The sequence below is a fragment of the Mesorhizobium sp. M0410 genome (assembly GCF_040321435.1).
GTDB lineage: Bacteria > Pseudomonadota > Alphaproteobacteria > Rhizobiales > Rhizobiaceae > Mesorhizobium.
In genome coordinates, this window is sequence record NZ_JAMYRN010000039.1 from 1 (window position 1) to 21454 (window position 21454).

General features: G+C 63.9%; 18 protein-coding genes and 2 pseudogenes. 15 read left to right on the plus strand and 5 right to left on the minus strand.

The features are described 5' to 3' along the window. Positions 1-360: 360 nt before the first annotated feature. Positions 361-576, minus strand: a complete 216-nt coding sequence (locus NKI63_RS29285; RefSeq protein WP_352468586.1) for a hypothetical protein — start codon at positions 574-576, stop codon at positions 361-363. A 124-nt stretch (positions 577-700) separates the two neighbouring features. On the opposite strand from NKI63_RS29285, the gene NKI63_RS29290 reads away from it, so the two are divergent. From NKI63_RS29290 to NKI63_RS29300, 3 genes are all read left to right on the plus strand, one after another. Continuing rightward, positions 701-1081 carry a DUF1419 domain-containing protein gene (locus tag NKI63_RS29290; protein WP_352516378.1) on the plus strand — a complete coding sequence of 127 codons (381 nt, stop codon included), beginning with the start codon at positions 701-703 and terminating at the stop codon, positions 1079-1081. Continuing rightward, complete coding sequence (locus NKI63_RS29295) at positions 1078-1230, plus strand: hypothetical protein (RefSeq protein ID WP_352468584.1); 153 nt, start codon at positions 1078-1080, stop codon at positions 1228-1230. The genes NKI63_RS29290 and NKI63_RS29295 overlap by 4 nt, the downstream gene beginning before the upstream one ends. Before the next feature lie 133 nt (positions 1231-1363). Beyond that, positions 1364-1852: a hypothetical protein gene (locus NKI63_RS29300; protein ID WP_352468583.1), complete on the plus strand. Its 489-nt coding sequence runs from the start codon at positions 1364-1366 to the stop codon at positions 1850-1852. 570 nt (positions 1853-2422) lie between these two features. On the opposite strand, the gene NKI63_RS29305 is transcribed toward NKI63_RS29300, so the two are convergent. After that, positions 2423-3613, minus strand: coding sequence for a DUF1173 domain-containing protein (locus tag NKI63_RS29305; RefSeq protein WP_352468582.1), 1191 nt, complete (start codon positions 3611-3613; stop codon positions 2423-2425). A gap of 182 nt (positions 3614-3795) precedes the next feature. Here NKI63_RS29305 and NKI63_RS29310 point away from each other — a divergent pair, with 182 nt between their 5' ends. The 8 genes from NKI63_RS29310 to NKI63_RS29345 all read left to right on the plus strand — a co-directional run bounded on the left by NKI63_RS29310 (position 3796) and on the right by NKI63_RS29345 (position 13641). Further along, positions 3796-8415 (plus strand): strawberry notch-like NTP hydrolase domain-containing protein, encoded by a 4620-nt coding sequence (locus tag NKI63_RS29310; protein ID WP_352468581.1) that lies wholly within the window; start codon positions 3796-3798, stop codon positions 8413-8415. A 12-nt stretch (positions 8416-8427) separates the two neighbouring features. After that, a complete protein-coding gene (locus NKI63_RS29315; protein WP_352468580.1) occupies positions 8428-9465 on the plus strand; it encodes a DUF7146 domain-containing protein in 1038 nt (345 codons plus the stop codon). Between the two features lie 247 nt (positions 9466-9712). Beyond that, positions 9713-10654, plus strand: a complete 942-nt coding sequence (locus tag NKI63_RS29320) for a DUF2493 domain-containing protein (protein WP_352468579.1) — start codon at positions 9713-9715, stop codon at positions 10652-10654. A gap of 62 nt (positions 10655-10716) precedes the next feature. Next, positions 10717-10977 (plus strand): type II toxin-antitoxin system prevent-host-death family antitoxin, encoded by a 261-nt coding sequence (locus NKI63_RS29325; protein WP_352468578.1) that lies wholly within the window; start codon positions 10717-10719, stop codon positions 10975-10977. Then, on the plus strand, positions 10964-11386 hold the full coding sequence (locus NKI63_RS29330; RefSeq protein ID WP_352468577.1) for a hypothetical protein: 423 nt from the start codon (positions 10964-10966) through the stop codon (positions 11384-11386). The genes NKI63_RS29325 and NKI63_RS29330 overlap by 14 nt, the downstream gene beginning before the upstream one ends. Positions 11387-11963: 577 nt before the next feature. Continuing rightward, positions 11964-12209 (plus strand): hypothetical protein, encoded by a 246-nt coding sequence (locus tag NKI63_RS29335; protein WP_352468576.1) that lies wholly within the window; start codon positions 11964-11966, stop codon positions 12207-12209. A gap of 708 nt (positions 12210-12917) precedes the next feature. Continuing rightward, positions 12918-13241 carry a DUF736 domain-containing protein gene (locus NKI63_RS29340; protein WP_006205585.1) on the plus strand — a complete coding sequence of 108 codons (324 nt, stop codon included), beginning with the start codon at positions 12918-12920 and terminating at the stop codon, positions 13239-13241. 58 nt (positions 13242-13299) lie between these two features. Beyond that, a complete protein-coding gene (locus tag NKI63_RS29345) occupies positions 13300-13641 on the plus strand; it encodes a hypothetical protein (protein WP_352468575.1) in 342 nt (113 codons plus the stop codon). 119 nt (positions 13642-13760) lie between these two features. On the opposite strand, the gene NKI63_RS29350 is transcribed toward NKI63_RS29345, so the two are convergent. Both NKI63_RS29350 and NKI63_RS29355 read right to left on the minus strand, forming a co-directional pair. Further along, positions 13761-14168 carry a hypothetical protein gene (locus tag NKI63_RS29350; protein ID WP_352468574.1) on the minus strand — a complete coding sequence of 136 codons (408 nt, stop codon included), beginning with the start codon at positions 14166-14168 and terminating at the stop codon, positions 13761-13763. Continuing rightward, entirely contained in the window at positions 14165-14905 is a 741-nt protein-coding gene (locus NKI63_RS29355; protein ID WP_352518112.1) for a nucleotide-binding protein, read from the minus strand. Before NKI63_RS29355 ends, NKI63_RS29350 begins: the two co-directional genes overlap by 4 nt. 415 nt (positions 14906-15320) lie before the next feature. Between NKI63_RS29355 and NKI63_RS29360 the strand changes: the two genes are divergently transcribed. From NKI63_RS29360 to NKI63_RS29370, 3 genes are all read left to right on the plus strand, one after another. Continuing rightward, the gene (locus NKI63_RS29360) at positions 15321-15728 is read left to right on the plus strand and encodes a hypothetical protein (protein WP_023723225.1); all 408 of its coding nucleotides are present in this window, start codon (positions 15321-15323) and stop codon (positions 15726-15728) included. Then, on the plus strand, positions 15725-17965 hold the full coding sequence (locus NKI63_RS29365; RefSeq protein ID WP_352468573.1) for a relaxase/mobilization nuclease domain-containing protein: 2241 nt from the start codon (positions 15725-15727) through the stop codon (positions 17963-17965). The genes NKI63_RS29360 and NKI63_RS29365 overlap by 4 nt, the downstream gene beginning before the upstream one ends. A gap of 398 nt (positions 17966-18363) precedes the next feature. Next, positions 18364-19362: an NAD(P)H-dependent flavin oxidoreductase gene (locus NKI63_RS29370; protein ID WP_036246111.1), complete on the plus strand. Its 999-nt coding sequence runs from the start codon at positions 18364-18366 to the stop codon at positions 19360-19362. Here NKI63_RS29370 and NKI63_RS29375 read toward each other — a convergent pair. Then, positions 19350-20105 (minus strand): annotated as a pseudogene (locus tag NKI63_RS29375) (IS5 family transposase). The gene NKI63_RS29370 and the pseudogene NKI63_RS29375 sit on opposite strands and share 13 nt — an antisense overlap. Before the next feature lie 180 nt (positions 20106-20285). Here NKI63_RS29375 and NKI63_RS29380 point away from each other — a divergent pair. Next, positions 20286-21454 (plus strand): annotated as a pseudogene (locus NKI63_RS29380) (IS1380 family transposase); the annotation flags it as partial.

Below are 21454 nucleotides of genomic sequence, written 5' to 3' on the forward strand. Positions count from 1 at the left end.
GGGGGCCCCCGCCCGCTGCGGTGGGGGCGCGCGCCGCCCCCCCGGGCCCCCCCGGGCGCGGGCCCGCCCCCCCCCCCCCCCCCCCCCCCCCCCCCCCCCCCCCCCCCCCCCCCCCCCCCCCCCCCCCGGCCCCCCCCCCCCCCCCCCCGGGCCTGTTCCATTTCATGGAGATCGATATGTTCGACTGGAACAGAAGCTGCTCCTATGACGAGCAGCAGAAGAGACGTTTTCACACGACAGCCCGTTCACGGCTGAAGAAACTCGCTAACGAACTTGCCCTGCCGCAGGAAGCTTCGACCTGCGCTCGAACAAGGCGGGCATAGCCGTTTCCGGTGAAATTACCCTGCACCATCACCGCGCCTACATCCAGGTCGGCCAGTTCGGTTTGTCCTCAGGTCCGGCATCCTGATCCGCACCTGCAAGGACCGCAAGGACTATACCGGCGGGGCCAACCACTTCGTCGCGCTCGGCATGCTCGACGATATCCCGGCGCTCGCCGCCGCCGTCCGTGCCATCACCGGGGTTGGTCGAGACGCTTCGCCTTCCTCCGAACGACGCGCCGCCTGAACCCTGCAAACCCCATCATCGCCGGTGCACACGCTGGCCGCAGGCTCGGCCAGTCGACAGCCACAACATCACCAAGCACTTGCGACGACGCGGTTCATGCCGCGCGCGGCCGACCCGCGTTCAGGAGAACCCCATGACCGCACATCCACCCTTCAGGAAGGTGCTCGACGGCGTCGCCACCCGCGAGCAGATGTTCCAACTGTTCAGCCGACACAAAGATACTCCCGGCATCGATCTGCTTTCCGGCACTCCCTATTCAGGCGAGTGGTTCCAGATCACCGCGTCAGAATACCATTTCATGCTCGATTTGCTGCCGCCGCTCTTCAAGCGCACCGGCATGTTCGGCATGTCGGAGTTCAAGGCCGGCAACGTGACCAGCGTATTCTTCGCGATCCGGATCCGGGGCCGCGAACGCTGTTTTCATGGCTTTTGCGACCTCACGGATCGGCAATCCCCGGATACAAGATGCGCGCCGCAATCATCGCCCACGAGACCGGCGCGAGCGACAGCATGACCCGCGCGGAAAAGCTCGAGGCGATCTGGAACGCGACGCATCCCGACTTCAGGGGGATCGCCGGCGAGATCAATCCCCACACCTGGCCCGCGGACCACCGTGGCAAACGCGTCGTTCTCGTCAACAACGGTGGCCACGAACGATCCTGAAACTGCTCGAAGACCTGTCGGACGACGAGATCGACAGCCGCTTGCCGGCAACTCGCGCACGAGGCGCCAGGAGGGGAGGAGACAACGATGCGGACCCCCCGTAAACACCCGCCAGGGGCCGGCAAGGACACCTATGGCGTACTCGACCTACACCGCAAGCCCCGGTGCCCCAGATCGCCGCCAATACCGGCGCACGCCCCCAGGAGCGCTAACGGTCGCCGATCTCGTACGTCCCGGCGACACGGTCGCCACCTCCTACAGCACCGGCGGGGTCGTCATCGAGGTGGAAGAGCACTTCTATGCGGCGCCGACGGGCGAGACGCTGTCACACTTCACGATTGTCTATGTGCCGCCCGATCGAACTACAAGGTACCGCGATTCCGATCGTCGCTGGATCAACGAATGTGTCGCCATCGGCGACCGCATCCTAATGCTGTTCGAGGCCAACACGGACGAGGTCTTCGTCCTCAGCCGTGCCCGACCGTCCCAACCTCCGCGATCCAGAACCATCCCAGCCGATGGGCCTTTCCAAAGTAGAGTTCGAGCGCTGGCTGCCGAAGGCGATCGCGGCAGTCGAGAAGGCCAGGGCGATTATCGAAGAACGCCGCGACCCGCCGGATGACTCGCCATAACAGCTAACATCCGACTTGATCTTCGTCAGCTCCCGCGCCGTTTCCGCGTCGATCGCAGCGAGATCGAGATTTCCCTAGATCGAACGCTGCCGCGCGGATTCGCCACGCTTCTTCTTCACCTCGACGATGAAGGGTCGGCTCTGCCGCTTCATTTATTGCACCACCTTCGGATGGGAATCGGTCCGTTGCGGGATCGGGTCACATCTACGCTGGCCAAGGCCTATCGTCCACCCAACGCAACCATCGACCGCGGTGCCGCCCTGGACGGACGCCGATGCGAAAGCCAACTCTCCAGCGTCTCGCTCGCCGATGCAACGCGGGGTTCGGACAGCTCGAATGGCATGCCGAGTTCAACGCTGACAACGATCAGGCGCCCACTGTGCTTACGCCGCGGATCTTCGCAAACCCACAGCATGGTCACCGAAAAAGACGATCGCTGGTCACCCCTCACCATACCGTCATGGTCCAAGACAACGGGGATCCTTGTCCAACGCATGTCTGAATCGATGGCCGCCAATCGATTCACGGCATTGATGGAAATCTGAGATGTCGTTCCCAGCCTATGGAAGGGCCGGCATCTCCCCGTCACCGACCCGCCAGGTCCACGCACCCATCTCCGGCCGGTTCGCGACCATATCCTGCAACGAAGCCTCGAATGTTTCGTCCGCACCGGCGGGGACGACAAAGAGCGCGATCGGCTGCTGCCTGTTCTGGAGCAAAGCGTTGGCGATCGGCTGGTCGGTTTGCAGGTCGTAGCGCAATCCCTTCACGCTCTTCTCGCGAAGGCGGGCGAGCGCGTCGACCAGCCGCTTCTCCGGAACCGTCTCGTAAGGAATCCAGTTCTCGGACACCACCATCAACGCGACCTCCTCGACAATGGCGAGACCGGCCGGGTTCAATCCGAAGGTCGCGATCACTATCAGATGTGAGCTGGAATCTGCTCCCCACAGCGACAATTCTTTCTCGAAACGTACCGGCAAACGCCGATGTAATGCATCGTCGATGATGAAGGGAAAACCGGGCAGGTGCCTGATGACGAGTTTCTGACCGGAGCGGGCAGGAACAATCTCTTTCACCTCGCCGACCAGGACCAGCAGCTTTCGTGGGCCGGATTTCGGCGGGAGCGCAGGTGCAAGAACCGCATTGCGACGCTGCTCGATCGCTTCCTTGTTCTCGGCGCGAAATGGCTCGGGCACGAACAGGATATCCGCGAGCGGCCCGCCCCTCACCGTCATTTGCCCGGCAGCCTCGAGCAGATGCCAGCGGACATTCCACCAATGTCGCTTGCCAGCCCATCGGGATGTCCAGACCGTCAATTCGGCCTCGTGCCACAGATAATGGAGGAGGCCACGCAGCGACATCCTCCTGGGGTCGGCGGCTACACTGGCGGAGCTCTGGCCAGCAGGCGCGGACGCTGCCCGGCTCCCCGTCTTCGACAGGCTGAAATCGAGTTTCAAAGCCGCCAAGCCGCTTTGCGGATCGAGCTGTATCGCGCTGCCCATCAAGGCGCCCAGGCCGGACAGCTCGTAAGGCGATTCATATGAATCACAGGATGGATCATGCCCGCCGCCGCTCAGCGGCATGCGCTTGATCAGGTGAAGGTCGCCGATGCGGGCGATGTACATCGGGCAGCCCGGCTCGCGGCACAGGCATAGCGGACGCTCGGTGCGGGCATAGGCGTTCGCCAGCGCCGCCTGCAGGTCAGGCGCTGCCTCCTCGTAGACCTCACTGCCAATTCTGAACCGTCGCATCACCTCCGCAGCTCCAGGTCGCCGCCGCATCCCTGTGCGCGCATCAAGTCATGGGTTTGCGCAGAGCGCAACCCGTTTGTTGGATCGGCGCCAGAGGCAGAGGGGAGCGGGGAGAAGCGCGGCCCGGCTGGCGCGGAGAGAGTGCCGGCGCGGGCGCCTCCCCTCTCGCGAAGGACATCTCCATGAACATCGTTTCGACCACACCTGCCGTTGCGCGGACTGCCGCTCCCCTCGACGCGCCGACGCCGGCCTCCATCAACAACGCCCAGGCAATCTATCAAGCGGCAATGCGGCTTCTGCCTTTCCTCGAGCAGGGCAAGCCTGTCACCACCGCCGCACTGCGCACCGCCATGACGACAGGTTTTGGCGGCAGCGATGCGCAAGGGTTCTGGGTCTGGAAGGACGCCTATGAGGCGCTCGAAGTCGCCCAGGTGCTGTTCTTGCGCCGGTTCGGCCCTGCGATCCTGTCCCGGTCCACCACGCCCCAGGCAACGCTGGCGATGATCAAGCGCATCGCCGACCTTCTTCCCACCCATACGCGACGGTCCGACGAGAGCCAGGCCATGCAGCAGCTGTCGACGCCCTTGCCGCTTGCCTTCGTGACAGCGCACGCCGCGGCGATCGCATCTTGCGACCTCGTTCTCGAACCCTCGGCCGGCACCGGTCTGCTCGCCGTCCATGCCGAGATGGCGCGCGCCTCGATCGCCCTCAACGAGCTTGCCGCGACGCGGGCCGATCTCCTCGGCCTGCTGTTTGCGCGCATGCCCGTCTCTCGGCACGACGCTGCCCATATCGACGATCATCTCGAACCTGCGATCAAGCCGTCCGTCGTCTTGATGAATCCGCCCTTCACCGTCGGCGCCTATGTCGACGGCCATGTCGCCGATGCGGCATGGCGGCACCTCTCCTCCGCATTCGCACGCCTGCGTCCGGGCGGGCGCCTGGTCGCCATCACCGGCACCGGGCTGTCTTCGGAAAGCCCCAAATGGCGGCCGGCCTTCGAACGGTTGCAGCAGCAGGGCACCATTGTCTTCACCGCAGCGATCGACGGCCGTGTCTATGCCCGCCATGGCACCACCACTGAGACCCGCCTGACAATTATCGACAAGGTACCGGCCACCGACCCGACCGGCTTCATCCGGTCGCCCGGCAAGGCCGCAGATGTCGAAACGTTGCTCTCCTGGATCACGGATCTGCCGCCCCGGACACCGGGCGGCTTTCCGGATTCGATCGGCGCTCTGTCGCACGGGATCCTGAGGAAGGCAGCAGCGCACATGGGTGCCCGATCGGGGGCGAGAGCCGCACCCCTCGCTGTCTCAACGGCTGCTCCGAAGGCCATCCAACCGTTCCGCCCGATTGCGCAGGCGAAACCCGCCCGCCAGGTCAAGGCAAACAGCACGCCGGCGGTCCCCCTCGCCTATGAGCTACGCGACTGGATGCCGGAGGAGGGCGGCCGGCTCACCGACACGATCTACGAACCCTACGCGCTCCAGTCGATCGACATTCCCCGCGCAAAACCGCATCCGACGCCGCTCGTGCAGTCGGCCGCAATGGCCGCCGTGGCGCCGCCAAAACCTTCCTATCGCCCGCTTCTTCCTGATGAGATCATCGACGAGGGCCTGCTGTCGGACGCCCAGCTCGAAAGCGTCATCTACGCCGGCGAAGCCCATTGCGGCTATCTCGCCGGGACCTGGACGGTCGACGAAACCTGCGATGTCGTCTCGGCCGCGCCAGAAGGTGCTGCGAACGCTGTCCGCTTTCGCCGTGGATGGTTTTTGGGCGATGGAACCGGCTGCGGCAAGGGACGGCAAGTCGCCGGCATCATCCTCGACAATTGGCTGCAGGGCCGCCGCCGTGCAATCTGGATTTCCAAGTCGGACAAATTGCTTGAGGACGCTCAGCGCGATTGGGCGGCACTTGGCCAGGAAAAACTCCTCGTCCAGCCACTGTCGCGCTATCGGCAGGGCACGCCGATCCGCCTTGCCGAGGGCATCCTGTTCACGACCTACGCCACGCTCCGCTCGCAGGAACGGGGAGGCAAGAAATCCCGGATAGGCCAGATCCTCGACTGGGTTGGACAAGAGGCGAGGGCCGAAGGCCCGGCGGGGACTGGAGAGAAGCCGGCGAGGAGGGACGAATGCCCGACGGGGAACAGAGAAAACTCGGCGGGAAGGAACGAAGGCCCGACGGGGATTAAAGAAAGCCAGACAGGGATTGGAGAAAACCAGTCGGGGGCCAAAAAATCTTTCGATGGCGTCATCATCTTTGACGAGGCGCACGCCATGGCCAATGCCGCTGGCGGCAAAAGCGAGCGTGGCGACGTCGCGCCCTCGCAGCAGGGCAGGGCGGGGCTGCGGCTGCAGCACGCCCTTCCCGACGCGCGCGTCGTCTACGTTTCCGCGACCGGTGCGACCGCCGTCGAGAACCTCGCCTATGCGCAGCGTCTCGGCATCTGGGGCAGCGAGGATTTTCCATTCGCCAACCGAGCCGAGTTCGTGGCAGCAATCGAGGACGGCGGTGTCGCGGCGATGGAAGTGCTCGCCCGCGATCTCAAGTCGCTTGGCCTCTATACGGCGCGTTCGCTCTCCTATGACGGTGTCGAATACGACTTGCTCGAGCATGAGCTGACCGACGAGCAGATTCGCATCTACAACGGCTATGCGGACGCCTTCCAGGTCATCCACAACAACCTGACCGCCGCACTCGAGGCGACCAACATCACCAGTGAGTCCGGCACGCTGAACCGCAACGCCAAGGCGGCGGCGCGCTCGGCGTTCGAGAGCACCAAGCAACGTTTTTTCTCGCATTTGATTACCTCGACGATGACGCCGACCCTGATCGGCGCGATCGGACAGGATCTTGCCGATGGCCATTCGGCAGTCGTGCAGATTGTCTCGACGGGCGAAGCGCTGATGGAACGACGCCTTGCCGAGATCCCGACCGAGGAATGGTCGGACCTGCATGTCGACGTCACGCCGCGCGAGTATGTCGGCGGGTACTTGATGCACTCCTTCCCCACCCAGTTGTTCGAGGAATATTCGGACGCCGAAGGCTATGTCTGTTCGCGGCCTGTCCACGACGAAGATGGCAACCCGGTTCAATGCCGGGAGGCTGTTCGCCGGCGCGACGAGATGATCGAAAAACTCGCATCGCTGCCGCCGGTCGGTAGCGCGCTCGATCAGATCATCCATCACTTTGGCGCCGACACCGTCGCCGAGGTGACCGGCCGGTCCCGCCGCATCGTGAAGAAGACCGGCCGCGACGGCATCGACCGGCTTGCCGTCGAGAATCGCCCTGGCTCGGCCAATCTCGCCGAGACCCAGAGCTTTATGGATGACGAGAAGCGCGTGCTGATCTTTTCGGACGCCGGCGGTACCGGCCGTTCGTATCACGCCGATCTCGGGGTCAGGAACCAGAGGCTGCGCAAGCACTATCTGCTCGAGGCCGGCTGGCGCGCGGACAACGCCATCCAGGGTCTCGGGCGGACCCACCGCACAAATCAGAAGCAACCGCCGCTGTTCCGGCCCATGGCCGCCAATGTGAAGGCCGGCAAACGCTTCCTGTCGACGATCGCCAGGCGGCTTGACACGCTGGGCGCGATCACGCGCGGCCAGCGCCAGACCGGCGGGGCAGGGCTGTTCCGTGCCGAGGACAATCTCGAAAGCCCCTACGCGCGGGCCGCACTTCGCCAATTCTACATGCTGCTGCATCAGGGCAGGATCGAGGGCTGCTCGCTCACGACCTTCGAGACCGTGACCGGCCTGTCGCTGACGACTGACGAGGGCGGGCTGCGCGACGAACTGCCGCCGATCACGACCTGGCTCAATCGCCTGCTGGCGCTGCGCATCGAAACCCAGAACCTGCTGTTCGAGGTGTTCGAGCAGTTGATGGCGGCGAAGGTCGAGGGCGCGATCGCTGCCGGCTCCTATGACAAAGGTCTGGAGACGATCACGGCGGAGAGCATCGTCGTCACCGATCGCCGCACCGTCTACTCGCACCCGGTCTCGGGCGCGCAGTCGCATGTGCTGACCGTCGCGCGCAAGGACCGTACACGGCCGCTCAGCCTCGTCGACGCGCTGGCCATCGTCCGGGCGGAACCGCAAGCGGTTCTGTTGGTGAACACGCGATCGAACCGCACGGCGATCCGGGTTCCCACGGCGAGCCTGATGCTCGACGACGGAACCGTCGAACACCGAGTGCGCCTGCTGCGGCCGACGGACGAACTGCGCTTCGGTCTCGACGCCCTTGCCGAGACCCACTGGCAGCCCGCCGACCGAAAACTGTTCTGCGAGCTGTGGCAGGCAGAAGTCACCGCCGTCCCGGAGTTCACCACCAGCACCTTTCACATCGTGACGGGTCTGCTGTTGCCGATCTGGCGTCGGCTGCCGGATCATGATTGTCAGGTCTACCGGATCCAGACCGATGCCGGCGAACGCATCATCGGTCGTCACATCGCGCCGACTCTTTTCGCGACCATGTTGCGCAATCTGGGGTTCGACGATGTACCCAAGCTCGCGCCGGAAGATGCCTGGACCGGGCTTGTCGACGGACGGATCGGACTGCAACTCGCCGATGGCCTGATTCTGCGCCGCAGCCGCGTCATGAACGACTACCGTGTCGAATTGATCGGCTTCATCGATGCCATGGTTCCCCGGCTGAAGGCGCTGGGACTGATCGCCGAGATCATCTCCTGGAAGCTCCGGCTGTTCATCCCGACGACCGAGGAAGGGTCCTCCATCCTCGCCTCCCTCTTCGATCGCCACACGCTGGTTGGCGTCACCGACCGTACCTCGGCGGCTTGAGGGGAGGCGATCATGACCGCCTCGGCCTCCGAGCTGGCACGCCGCCTTGGCGATCATGCCGAGGCGGTGTGCCGCGAATATCTCTCCAAGGGCCATCGCTCGGGCAATTACTGGATGGTGGGCGATGTCCGCAACACACGCGGCCGTTCCATGCATGTGCGGCTCAAGGCGGTTGGCGGCAAGGCAGCCGGAAAATGGGTCGACGAGTCATCGGGAGAATATGGCGACCTGCTTGACGTCATCGAGCAGAGCTGTGGTCTGGTCGACTTCCGCGAGGTCGCGGATGAAGCACGTCGCTTCCTCTCCATGCCGCTGCCACCGCCCCAAGCTCCTGACGCGCGGCGCCAGCTAGCCGCGAAACGCGGCTCTCCCGACGCCGCGCGTCGCCTGTTCGGCATGTCCCAGCCGATCGCCGGCACGTTGGCCGAACGCTATCTTGCCGGCCGCGGCATTCTGCTCTCCCCACGTGAGCGTGCCCTGCGCTTCCATCCCGGCTGTTACTACAGAGATCTCGTAACGGGCGAGACGCGGACGCTTCCTGCGCTGATTGCCGCTGTCACCAACCTCAACGGGCAGACCACAGGCCTGCAACGCACCTGGCTCGATGCTTCGGGCAACGGCAAGGCGCAGCTCGCCGATCCCCGCCGCTCGCTCGGGCATCTTCTTGGCAACGCCATATGGCTCGGCCACCAGCCCGGTGCGCCCGTCATGGCCGCCGGCGAGGGGTTCGAGACGATGGCGTCGCTCCGGACGGTGATGCCGGCGCTGCCGGTTGCCGCCGCCACTTCGGCCAATCACCTCGCCGGCCTGACCTTGCCGCCTGGCTGCCGTCGCCTCTACATCGCGGCCGATGCCGATGCCGCCGGCCGGCACGGCATCGAGCGTCTCAGCCAGCGAGCCGGCGAAGCCGGGATCCTCGCCCTGGTGTTGCGGCCGCAGCTCGGCGATTTCAACGACGACCTGCGTCATCTCGGCCCGGCCCATCTCGCGGCATGGCTCAGTGACCAGCTCGTCCCGGAGGATGCCCGTCTCTTCCTGCCGCCCGGATGAATGGGTCGGGCCGGCACGCGGGCCGGCGCGGCGTCGCCGGACAGCCTGCAGACATGGCGGCGCTCCACCAGAGAGGCCGCGCCCGCGGCCTGCCCGAGAGGCGACCCCTGCCACGCCCCGGTCACGGCCGCAACGGCGGCGCCGTCCTCCGCTTGCGCTCCGGCCTTCGGTGCGGCCGCGTCCGGGGCGCGGCCGGGATGCGCTGTCAGGCCGCGATGGGCGCGGCCACAACCGACGGAGACACGCCGTGACCTACGAGCTTCCTCTCGACGACGCCTACGAGCCCTACCACGCCTCCTCGCCGACCGACCGCGTCATCCTCGAACTGCAGATGTACGGCCACCGTCCGCATCAGGACGAACCTGATCCTCGGCCACTTCCCGACGACGAGGTGATCCGGACTGGCCTCGCCGGGATCGTCGAGACCTTGGCCGGCATGCTCGGCGACACCAGGCTCGAACCCGATCTCGACGACCTGCTCTGGTCGTTCGCAAACGTCTTCCACCGTGCCGCCGAGCGCGTCGCCCGCAGCCTCGACCGCAACGAGGAGGCCCAGCGCTTGAGCCAGCAGGAACAGGACGGTTCCGAGGTGAAGTCGGTCGAGCTGGAACGGCTCACCGCCGAGGGCATCACCTACATCGAGCGCCGCAACGTGCTGGAAATCATGCGCGATGAGGCTGCCGACCTCTACGAGGCACAAACCGGATCGGCATGGCGGCCGCGCACCGGCTCCAAGGTCTCCCACCAGGCGATGACCGCTTCGGTGATCGACTCCAGAGACTTCCTCGCCGCCCGCCGCCACGCCGAAACCGAGGTGCTCGTTCCTGCCGGCACCAAGATTGCCTTCGCCGGTGGTCTCGACTGCAACGATCACGACCGGATCTGGAACGCGCTCGACAAGGCCCGCGAGAAGCATCCCGACATGGTCCTGCTCCACGGCGGCAGCCCGCGTGGCGCCGAACGCATCGCCGCCTGCTGGGCCGAGAACCGCAAGGTCACCCAGATCGCCTTCAAGCCGGACTGGACCCGGCACGCCAAGGCGGCTCCGTTCCGCCGCAACGACCAGCTTCTCTCGGTGGTGCCCTACGGCCTGATCGTCTTTCCCGGCTCCGGCATCACCGAGAACCTTGCCGACAAGGCGCGTCGGCTCGGCATCCCCGTGTGGCGGTTCGCGGAGGACGGCGCGTGAGCGCCGTTTTCTTGCAAATCTAGAAAATCCAGATAATATGGAGATCGATAAGGAGTCCAGCCATGCGCCAGTTCACGACGGGGGATCTCAACAAGCAGGTTGGCGACGTCACCGACGTTGCCAGCCGCGAACCCGTTATTCTTACCAAGCACCGGAAACCCCGGTTCGTGCTGATGAGTTACGAGCACTACGAACGGATGCGCATCGGCGGCGATCCCCGCCGCGCATACCGTGTCTCCGAGATGCCGGAGGAACACACGGAACTCTTCGCCGCCGAGATCGACCGATTGGCGCGCGGGGAAGGATACGATGAGGAGCGGTAGATTCCTGCCTGGTCAGGTGATCTCCTACCCGTATCTTTGGGCATGGCAACACGAGCGCGGCGAAACGGAAGACCGCAAGAGCCGGCCCACCTGCGTGGTCATCGCTGTCCGCGGCGCAAGAGATGGCCTGACCCATCTCGCGCTCCTGGCGATAACCACCCAGCCACCAACCAGCGATCGGGTCGGTTTGGAAATCTCCACTATCGAGTGCCGCCGCGCCGGTCTGACCGATCTCAAACGCTGCTGGATCGTGGTTGACGAATACAACTACGATATTGCCGAACGCTCCTGGTACATCGAAGCCGACGGTAAGCCCCTCGGTCGTTTCAGCAAGGCATTCATGATGAAAATCGCAGGCGCCTTTGTCGAAGGGCGCAGCGAGGGCCGCCGCGTCAGCCGTCTGGATTGACGTTCTCTTTCGCGGCCATGCGCTCGATCCAGGACGTGAGCCTCTGGCTGGCCGACAAAGACCACTAGCTCCAAGCGCGAAGCGCAACTAGCCAGATGCGCGTAGCGCCTCCGGCAGTTGCAGGATCCGGGCGCGCCGGCCTGCGGCCGGCCGGGCTCTCGTCGCGGCGTCCCGCCGCTTCCCGAGCCAGCTTTGCCGTCTCGGCCTTCGGGTGACGATCCCTCGCGCAGGGCCAGGGGAGAGGGCGGCCGGCGCGGGGCGGGGGACGCGGGAGAGAAGGGAAAGTCACCATGTCGATGATATTCATAGGTGGATCACGCGACATATTCGAGCTGCCGGAACCTGCCATCGCTCGCATCGGCGCAATCGTTGCTGCCGAGCACGGCGTGCTGGTTGGCGACGCGCCTGGAGCCGATGCCGAGGCGCAGGCCTGCTCGCCGGCTACAAGTACGAGCACGTCGGGGTCTTCCATGCCGGCAAGGAACCCCGCAACAATCTGGGCGACTGGGCCGCCTACCATGTTCCTTCTCCTGAAGGAGCTCACGAGCACTGGTTCCACGCCGCCAAGGACCGGGAGATGGTGCGGCGCGCCGACTTTGGGATGATGGTCTGGGACGGCGCATCACCGGGCACGGCCGTCAACGTGCTTCGGCTCGCCATCGCGAACAAGCCGTGCGTCATTTACGATCTGGCCAGGGGCCGGATGGCGACCACGTACAATGTGGAAGACTGGTGCGCGATGCTCCGCCATGCTGATCCGGACATTCGCCGCCAAGCCGAAGCCCGCATGACGCCGGATGAGCGTCTAACGTTGCCAGGATGATGGATGCGGTCCTGCCGACAGGCCCTGCGGGTTCAATCCGATATGTGATCCGGCTCCTCGCCGCCTAATCACTTGTATGAGCGGACGGAGCCGGCCCCTTTCGAAACCGGTCCACGCGCAGAGCCGCGGGGCGTTGTACGGATGGTTCATCTTGACCCGTCTCGCATCTGAAGCGGGTGAAAGTGTGCCGAACATCCTGGCTTGCTTGGTCATCCAACCTGGCTGCGAGGCATCGCCCAGAGGGCGTGAAGTTCGCTGCCAGTCGGCTCCGATCTCGAAACCGCTGTGACGCCATACCGAACGCGCTAGGCGGTTCACGCGCCATGCTGCTGTTTGAGGCATTGACGACGCAGGCGACATGACCCGAGAGGCTGCAGCCTGTTCCTGCGATCCGGCAGCATTGCGTCGGCGGTCAAGCGATGGCGGCCTGAGGTCTTGTCCATCTGCCGCATCCGGGGCCATTCCCGTTTCATGTCGCCTTTGTAGACGACCGCCTGCTTTGTGCGGTCAACCCCCGTTGGGGGTACACTCGGCGAATATTCAGGAAAATTCGATTTCTGTTTTTTGTCTGCGGGCAGGCGAAGGGCCTGCCCGCTATTTTTGGGCAAATAGAATTTTCCAGAATTTTCGCCGAGATGACCGCAGCAGGACGGCCCTCTCCTTTGGCGCCATCGGGAATGGTCCCGATGCAACCGAAGGAGAACTACCATGGCCACCACGATCGCAAACCTCACCACCAAGGCCGACGGCTCGATGGAAGGCGTCTTCGCCACGCTCCGGGTCAATGCCCCGATCACCCTCATCCCGAACACCAACAAGTCGCGCGAGGACGCCCCCGACTACCGGATCGTCAACAAGCGCACGGGCTTCGAGATCGGAGCCGGCTGGCACCGCATCTCCCAGCGTTCGGGCGAGGAATACCTCTCGGTCAAGCTGGAGGCCCCCGAGATCGGCGTCATCTTCGGCAATCTCGCTCCCGCCCCGGGTGGCGAGGAAAACAAGAAGGTCATCCTCTGGAACAACCCCCAGTGAGGCATTGGTGGCCGGCCCCTCGAGGGGCCGGCTTCCCCACCGGCAAAAGGAGGTTGCAATGAGCCGCTACACCATCACTGTCACTGGCACCGTCACCGGAAAAGTCCGCTCGGATCCAGACGCTGTCATCGGTTACGACCCACCGCTTCGCACCTACTTCCTGCAAGCGTTCCCCCACGAAGTGACCGACGAGTCCGCGCTCTGGCTTGGCACCCGCGATCACGCGTCCGAAGCGCTTGAGGATCTTCGCCATGCAGCCATCTCACACGGCTACGACTTCATGCCGCTGTCGCCCAAACTGACCGCAAAGCTGGTCGACGACAAAGCGGCAGCCAGCGGGCGTCCGGTGCGAGACGCAATCCTCGGCGAGGTGCTGAAACACCTCAACCAACCCAAGTAGGCAAACACGTCTCAAGGGCCCGCGACGGAGTGCTCCGTCGCGGGCCCTTTTTTTGCGCGTCGCAAAAGAGCCACGAACATCACCCGTCGCGGCATGCGATAGCGACTCCCGACCGCTGATTATTCCTTCGGCAGTTTGTGCTTATGAATGCGGATATAATCCTGCACAGCCTTTCGCAGCAGTTCGGTCATGCTGTGCCCGTTGCTGATCGCCAGCAACTTGAACTGCCGCTGCTCCGCAGCCGTCAGGTAGTAACCGCAGCGGATCATCTCCTCCTCGCGAATCTTCTTTCCGGCGATGGGGTCCTTTTTCTGACCCTGCCGCAGCAGCTTGCGAAAATCGGGCCCGGCTGCCGGGGACGGCTTTGTCGGTTCCTGCATCTGTGGCGTAGCTTGCTGCCTGGTCCCTGACGTCTCGACCTTTGGTGGGATGAACAGGCTCGGCAGCGCTGGCGGCTGCGTGGAGATGGCCTTCATCATGCGGGCTTTCTTGTCGTCACCGGGTTTCGGCGCGGTTTCTTCACTCATGCCGCGTTCCTTGTGGCTTCGATGAAGGTTTGCAGAAGGTCGTCAAAGACCCCTTCGCTCTCGGCAACCGCCTTCGCGTCAGGCAGCTCGGGGCTGTAAAGGGTCTGCCCGGTCTGAAGGTCGCGGTAGGCAACGCGATTGTGCAGGACGTGTTCTGCAATGGGCGTGCCGTTGGCCTGGATGATGGCGCGCAGTTCGGTCAGAGCTCGCGCCCTGCCATCGATGATGGTCTGCTTGGTCAGCACGAATATCGCTGGCAACGGTCTCCCCCGGCTCTCGACCGCCAGTGGGATGTAGTGGTCGGTGATCTGGATGGCGGCGGTCACATCGTCGAGGGCAAAATAGACCGGCACGACGACAATATCGGCGGCGAAGAGCCCGGCCATGAGGTTATCGTTTGTGGTGCCTTCCGTATCGATCAAGACGACCGAGCGTTCACCGTTGTGAGTGGCTGCCGCGCGGAGGATTTCCTGCGGGGTCATCGCGCTCACTATCTGGAGCGTGTCAGGACAATTGCCAGCGTCGCCCAGCATCTGGAACCAGCGATTCATGTTCTGCCGCCGATCGCCGTCGATAAGGGTGACCGAATAGCCCCGATGCAGCGCGACGGATGCGAGGGCGCGCAGCATCGTCGATTTGCCAGTGCCGCCCTTGGGGATCGCAGCGGATATGATCATGGGGGCCTCCTTCCGGCGTTGTCTCCTTGTTTCCATGTTAACATGGAAACAAGTCAACATGGAACAATATCACGGTCGAGACATGGTGACATAGTCAACGGGGAAGACTGGTTTGGCAACCCAGGCGCGCACCAATAAGGGCTCGTTCACGGTGCGGTTTTTGCGCAGCTGCTATCTGCAGCGAAGGAATAGGTCCGGTGGCCCATCGACTGCGCATTTCCGACTACGCATCAGAGGGCGGATGTTTCCATGTTAACATGGAAACAAGTCCTCAACGCATCATAGACACACTACATCAAGTCACGATGGAAACACATCGCGACCGGCCCGCTGCGGTTGACAACTGGGCTGGTGAGAAAGGAACGTCGGCTTTGTCCTTTTCCATCTCCTCTGGCAGGATAGCCTATTTTGTGATACACACAAAATAGGCGGCGCGGCCCTGTCGGGCCTTAGCGCCCGCAAGCGGGCTTGAGAGATGGATGCAGGCGCCCAGAAAGCAGCGGTACAGAACGCGTCACGACGCTACGGCGAGGTGACGCACATCCGGTTTTCGGCTGACGAGCTGGCCAACCTTAAAGCCATTGCGGAGCGAGACGGCGTTACCGTCAGCGAGGTCGTCCGGCGTCTGGTGCGGGCAGAGGTCGGGCATCTGCCTATCGCATCAGAGGCGTTGCGGCCGGCGATCGTGGACATGACCGATCAGCTGCGGCGCGTTGGCATCAATTTCAATCAGGCCGTGCGCGCCATGAACGACGGCCGTGTTGCCCACGATGAGGATCTTGAACAGGCGCTGGTCGCCGTGGGCAACCTGGTGCGGCAGTTTCGCGAGGAACTGAAGGCGATGACTGGCGGGTCACGCAAGGCGAGGGAGGCCAGGCCATGAGCGGTCGTCTTGCTGGCTACGCGGCCGAAATCGAACGCTATCTGCGGGGCGAGTCCGGCGTGAAGCGTGAGGAGCTCGACGACGACAAGTCCGTGACGGGCATCCGACGCGCGGCCGGTGAATTCCAGGTGATGAAGAGTTATGAGCGGACCGGTGGCGGCGGACGCCTCGGGCAAGGAGGCGGCTCGACGGCAGGTGGCGGCAGGAGCGCCCATTGTTCGTCGCCGGGAGGATTGGGGGCGGCGGGGAGCTCCATGTCCAGCAGGGCACCGAAGTCCACTGCTGCTGCGAGTTCGCCCAAGGCCGCTAGCGCGCCGATCATGATCTATGGCGTCACGCTCGCCGGTTTCCGGCCGGAAGAGGAGGAGGAAGACTGGAAGCGGCGCGGCGGCGGTGGTCGTGGTGCTGTTCGTCCGAGCGGTACGGCACGAGCGGCGCGGACGGGCTATCAGGCGCGGGCCGTGGCGGCACGGGCAGGCTATGCGGCGGGCGCGCAGCCTGCCGTGTTCAAGGTCATGCCCAATCCGCCATCGACCAAGGAAGCTGCCGCCCGGCTGCTCAATTACATCGGGAAGCGCGAGGACGAAAAAGGCGAGAAACACGACATCGAGATTTTCGACGAGGACGGGCAGGTGCTTGCGACAGGTGCCGCAAGAAAGGCGTTCCTGGAATCGTTTTGCGAGACGTTCGAACCGCCCTTGGAAAACACCAATTTTATCGAGGTTCGCTTCGATCTCGCTAGCGAGGTCACCGATGCCGCCTTGAGCGAGGCGCTGAGCAAGGCCTTCGGGGCAAAACCGTTCATCTATGCGCAGGATGGACAGACGGTGGAGGTTTACGCGCATACCGATGAGCGGGCCGGACCGCTTGCCAAGGTGCTCGCCGGCGGTCGGGAAAAAAATTCGCGCAGCAAGGCGCTCGACAAGATCGAAGCGCGCCTGTCTGAAGCCATGGGCGAGGCGGGGGTGGTCGCCAAGGCAGAGGTAACGGCGGCCGTGAGCCGTGAACCCAAAGCGAAATATTTCCTGCAGAAGTTCATCCGCACCCACAGCCACATCCGCCACGCAAATGGCGAGCCTGTGCCTGCTGTGAAAAGCTCCACCAAGGCGGCGGCTTCGATCTATGAACAATGGCGCCCGCAGTTTTCGGGGCGTGAGCGGCGCAATGCCTATCACCTGCTTTTCTCGGCAAGAGCCGGCACCGATGCCAACGCCGTCATGGCTGCGGCGCGCGCCGTGCTCGAGGAGCGAGCGCCAGGATACAAGTTCGTCCTGGCGCATCACAAGGACACCAAGCACGTCCATATCCATGCGATGGTGCAGGCACGCTCTGCCGACGGCGAGCGCCTCAAATTCAACAAGCCAGATCTGGTGGCCTGGCGCGAGGCCTTTGCTGAAAAGGCACGCGAGAACGGCATTGCGATGGTGGCGACGCGGCGCATGGACCATGCGATGACGCGTCCGTTCACGAAGGAGCATGCCGGAGCCTACAGCCGCGCCCAGAGCGATCCGCGCTACCAGGTCAGCGCCAGGACGATCGAGCGGGTGGAGGCCAAGCGGCAACGCCGTTTGGATGGGCAATCCCTTGTCGTGAACGGCGATGCTATCGCTGCCGCATGGCAAAAGACTGTGACGACGATGCGGGCCGCGGGCGTAGTCGGTCAGGCTCTCACGGCAGCGGAGTCGATCGGCAACAATTTTCTGCAGTTCCGTCGCGACCGGACAGGGGAGGGGCAGCCAGGTCCTGCCGCGGGTCGCGGAGCTGATCAATCGGGGCAAAAGTCTTTCCTGTCCCATCCCGGTATGAGAGAATTGAATGCACTGCTAGGAGATTTGAACATGGCGCAAACCCCCTTGGAAATGCGGCGTCAGATGGCCCGCGTCAATCAGGCTCTGGACAACATGCGCGAGACGCTGCCGCCGGCCCATCAAGGACAGTTCGAACAGTATCGTGAAGAGGTGAACGACAAGATGCACGACCGTCTCGCGCGGCTACAATTCGAGCGGCAGCAGCAGCGTCGTGGTGGTGGCGGTGGCGAGCCGATCCCCGAGCGCGAGCCGCGAGGGCGAGACCTTCCAACTCGAGACGATCCCCGCGAGCCGGAGCAGCCGCGCACCGGCACCGAGCAGGAGAAGGTGGCAGCCAAGCAGAAGGACGCCAACAAACAGAAGGCACGGCAGTCGGAAGAGCAGGACCGCAAGACCCAGCGCTCAAATGATAACGATTACGAGCGCTGAGCCGAGCTCACTGCCGCCTGCGGCTAAAGAGACCGAGAGTGTTAGTGACCTCATGTGCCGAGGCCCATTTGGCGCCTACGAGATTCAGGATGATGGCCACGCAGATCTCACGCCGCGCATGATCTTGAAATCTGCTTTGTGCCGCATTGCAGGATGGACCGAAGCTAAGGCTGTGACAGGCTGGTTTTCAGGTCCGTCCAGGTAACCGCAGCGCCATTGGATCGATCGGTGACGGGCTCGAAGCCCGGTCGTAAGTTTGCTGATGGGTTAGGGTCCGGACTCATAACCGTCGGTCGACTGCGCTGGCGGCTCTGGTTGCCGTTAATCGCGGGGCGCTGAGCGGGGCTCGATAGGATCAACCGAACCTGCGATACTCAAGGCAATCTGTTGGAGTGATGATGCGCATCGTAACCCGTCTCACTGATCGGCTTAAACTGCAGCATCCGATCATCAGCGCGCCGATGGCATTCGCATCGGGCGGGGAACTCGCAGGTGCGGTCAGTTCAGCCGGAGGGCTTGGTCTTATCGGCGGCGGCTATGGCGACGCTGATTGGCTGACGCGAGAGTTCGAGCGATCTGGCAACCGACCTGTCGGCTGCGGCTTCATAACTTGGTCACTCGCCAGGAACCCGCGCCTGCTCGATAAGGCCTTGGAGCGGCGACCAAGTGCGATTTTCCTATCCTTTGGCGACCCGGCGCCTTTTTCGCCGGCGATACGGGCCGCCGGGGTCCCCTTGATCTGCCAGGTCCAGAGCCTCGACGACGCGCGCCGCGCTCTTGATGCCGGAGCCGACATTGTCGTCGCCCAAGGCGCGGAAGCCGGCGGTCACGGTGAGAAGCGAGCGACATTCACATTTGTTCCGGAGGTCGCGAACTTGGTACGGCGACGGGCGCCGGACACGCTCATCTGCGCGGCCGGTGGCATCGCCGATGGTCGTGGGCTTGCAGCGGCGCTGATGCTTGGCGCTGATGGCGTCGTGATGGGATCACGTTTCTGGGCCTCGTTGGAGGCTCTCGTTCATCCAAATCTGCACCAGGCTGCCCTTGCCGCGACCGGAGACGACACGGTTCGAACCTCGGTGATGGACCTAGCGCGCCGCCTGGATTGGCCATCGCGGTTTTCACTGCGCGTTCGGAAGAATGCTTTTACGGAAGCCTGGCACGGCAATGAGGCCCATCTCCTCGCCGACATTGACGCGCAGTCCGCTGCCTACCGGGAAGCGTGGGCAAGCGGCGATCCCACAATAGCCGCGATCATGATTGGTGAGGCCGCCGGCCTCATCCACGACATCGAGCCGGCGAGTGACATACTCCTTCGCACCGTTTCTGAAGCGATCACCCTGCTTCAGGGCGCAAGTTCGCTTCTGTTTGTCGAGGACAACTGTCACAGCCAGTAACTGACCGTAGCGGCTAGGCAGACGGCAGCGAGGAAGTTCGTGGCCGATCGATCGTATCTGGTGGCGATGCGGCGGAAATCCTTGAGCCGTCCGAACATGCGCTCGATGGCGTTGCGATCACGGTAGAGGAACGGGGAGAAGCAGTTCTTCCAGCGCCGGTTGGCTTCGGCGGAATGTTCGGCATCGCCCCTTTAGCCTAGACCTGTGGCGAATGGCATTGGTATCATAGCCCTTGTCGGCGTGCAGGATCGGGCTCTTGGGCATCTGCTCCAGAAGCAAATCTCCGGCGCTGCAATCGGCGACCTGGCCACCGGTCAAGAGGAAAGCGATCGGGCGGCACAGGCCATCGGTCAGGGCGTGGATCTTCGTGGTTCGCCCACCGCGCGACCGGCCGATCGCCTGATTTTGCTCCCCCCTTTGCCGCCAGAAGCGCAGCGATGCGCCTTCACGGCCGAAGAGTCGATCAGGACCTCAGCCGGAGGACCGCCAGCCGAGGCCAGGGCGTGGAAGATGTCGACCCAAACGCCTTTGGCAGCCCATCGGACAAAGCTATTGTAGAGCGTCTTTCTCGGCCCGTAGACTTGCGGGGCATCGACCCAGCGGCCGCCGGACTTGAGGACATGGACGATGCCGCTAATCGCTCGGCGGTCATCGACTCTTGGCTTGCCGCGCGTGTCGGTTGGCAGCAGCGCCTGCGGCCGCGAAACCTGCTCCTCCGTCAGCCAGAAATAATCGCGATTCATTTGTGGCCTCCCTTGGGAGACCGTGACTCATAAAACCACCGTCAGTGGAATCCCTTTATGGGTCCGGATCCTAGCCTGAAAAATTCATGGGGGTTGGTGGATGTGGCGCAAGCCGTTGAAATGACGTAGGATTTGGTTGCTTAAGCCGATCCGAACCATTTCCCGGAGACCACACCCACCATGAACGATCTTGCGCTGCCGCTGAGCGGTTTGTCATCAGTCGGCGGCAAGTCCGTCGTCGCCCGTTTCGACGGCGGCATGCTGTCGTCCAACAGCGGCGTTCTGGCCTTGGCCGAGGTGGAAAAGCGGTTGCGGGTGGCCGACCGTCTGGCGCGTTGCATCGACGATCCGCGCTGCCCGGACCAGGTCGTCCACAGCCTGGCGGACATGATCGGCTTTCGCATGAAGATGATCGCCGCCGGCTACGAGGACGGCAACGACGCCAACCGGCTGCGCCGCGATCCGGTCTTCAAGATGGCCCAGGATGTGCTGCCGTCGGGTCGGGATCTGGCGTCGCAATCGACGCTGTGCCGGCTGGAGAACCTACCCGGCGTGCGGGAGCTGGTCGCGATGGGACGGGCGATGGTCGATCTCTATTGCGCCTCGTTCCGGCAGGTGCCGAAGCGGATCGTACTCGACATTGACGACACCTTCGACGCTGTGCACGGAGGCCAACAGCTTCGCCTGTTCAATGCCCACCATGACGAGTACGGCTTCCAGCCGACCGTCGTGTTCGATGGTGCGGGACGGTTCGTCAGCGCGATCCTGCGACCGGCCAAGCGGCCGAGTGGGGCTGAGATCCGCCCCCACCTGCACCGTCTGGTGCGGGCGATCCGGATCAACTGGCCGAACATTCGAATCCTGCTCCGCGGCGATAGCCATTATTGCAACCCGCAGGTCATCGACTGGTGCCGCGCCAACGACGTCGACTTCATCTTTGGCCTCGCGCCCACCACGACCCTGCGCAAGCATGTCGCGGATCTGGAGGCCAGCACGACGGCGCGCTTCGAAGCGTCGGCCAAGACAGGCAAGCGTCCGCAGGTTCAAGGAGTTCGTTGACGGCGCCGCTAGTTGGAGCCGCGTCGAGCGCATCATCGCGCGGGTCGAGGTCGGCGCCCAAGGTGGCGATATCCGCTTCGTCGTCACCAACCTTGCCGGTGGGAAGGCCAAGGCGCTCTACGAGGATGTCTACTGCCGGCGCGGCGCGGCCGAGAACCACATCACGTGGAAGACGCATCTTGCCGCCGACCGCACATCCTGCACCAGAGCGACGGCCAACCAGTTCCGGCTATTCCTGCATGCCGGTGCTTACTGGTTGATGTGGGGCTTGCGGGCCGCGATGCCGAGGC

Coding starts and splice junctions, on each gene's coding strand:
- NKI63_RS29290 (WP_352516378.1), top strand. CDS start 701: ATGACCGCACATCCACCCTTCAGGAAGGTGCTCGACGGCGTCGCCACC.
- NKI63_RS29295 (WP_352468584.1), top strand. CDS start 1,078: ATGACCCGCGCGGAAAAGCTCGAGGCGATCTGGAACGCGACGCATCCC.
- NKI63_RS29300 (WP_352468583.1), top strand. CDS start 1,364: ATGGCGTACTCGACCTACACCGCAAGCCCCGGTGCCCCAGATCGCCGC.
- NKI63_RS29305 (WP_352468582.1), bottom strand. CDS start 3,613: ATGCGACGGTTCAGAATTGGCAGTGAGGTCTACGAGGAGGCAGCGCCT.
- NKI63_RS29310 (WP_352468581.1), top strand. CDS start 3,796: ATGAACATCGTTTCGACCACACCTGCCGTTGCGCGGACTGCCGCTCCC.
- NKI63_RS29315 (WP_352468580.1), top strand. CDS start 8,428: ATGACCGCCTCGGCCTCCGAGCTGGCACGCCGCCTTGGCGATCATGCC.
- NKI63_RS29325 (WP_352468578.1), top strand. CDS start 10,717: ATGCGCCAGTTCACGACGGGGGATCTCAACAAGCAGGTTGGCGACGTC.
- NKI63_RS29330 (WP_352468577.1), top strand. CDS start 10,964: ATGAGGAGCGGTAGATTCCTGCCTGGTCAGGTGATCTCCTACCCGTAT.
- NKI63_RS29335 (WP_352468576.1), top strand. CDS start 11,964: ATGGTGCGGCGCGCCGACTTTGGGATGATGGTCTGGGACGGCGCATCA.
- NKI63_RS29340 (WP_006205585.1), top strand. CDS start 12,918: ATGGCCACCACGATCGCAAACCTCACCACCAAGGCCGACGGCTCGATG.
- NKI63_RS29345 (WP_352468575.1), top strand. CDS start 13,300: ATGAGCCGCTACACCATCACTGTCACTGGCACCGTCACCGGAAAAGTC.
- NKI63_RS29350 (WP_352468574.1), bottom strand. CDS start 14,168: ATGAGTGAAGAAACCGCGCCGAAACCCGGTGACGACAAGAAAGCCCGC.
- NKI63_RS29355 (WP_352518112.1), bottom strand. CDS start 14,905: ATGTTGACTTGTTTCCATGTTAACATGGAAACAAGGAGACAACGCCGG.
- NKI63_RS29360 (WP_023723225.1), top strand. CDS start 15,321: ATGGATGCAGGCGCCCAGAAAGCAGCGGTACAGAACGCGTCACGACGC.
- NKI63_RS29365 (WP_352468573.1), top strand. CDS start 15,725: ATGAGCGGTCGTCTTGCTGGCTACGCGGCCGAAATCGAACGCTATCTG.
- NKI63_RS29370 (WP_036246111.1), top strand. CDS start 18,364: ATGCGCATCGTAACCCGTCTCACTGATCGGCTTAAACTGCAGCATCCG.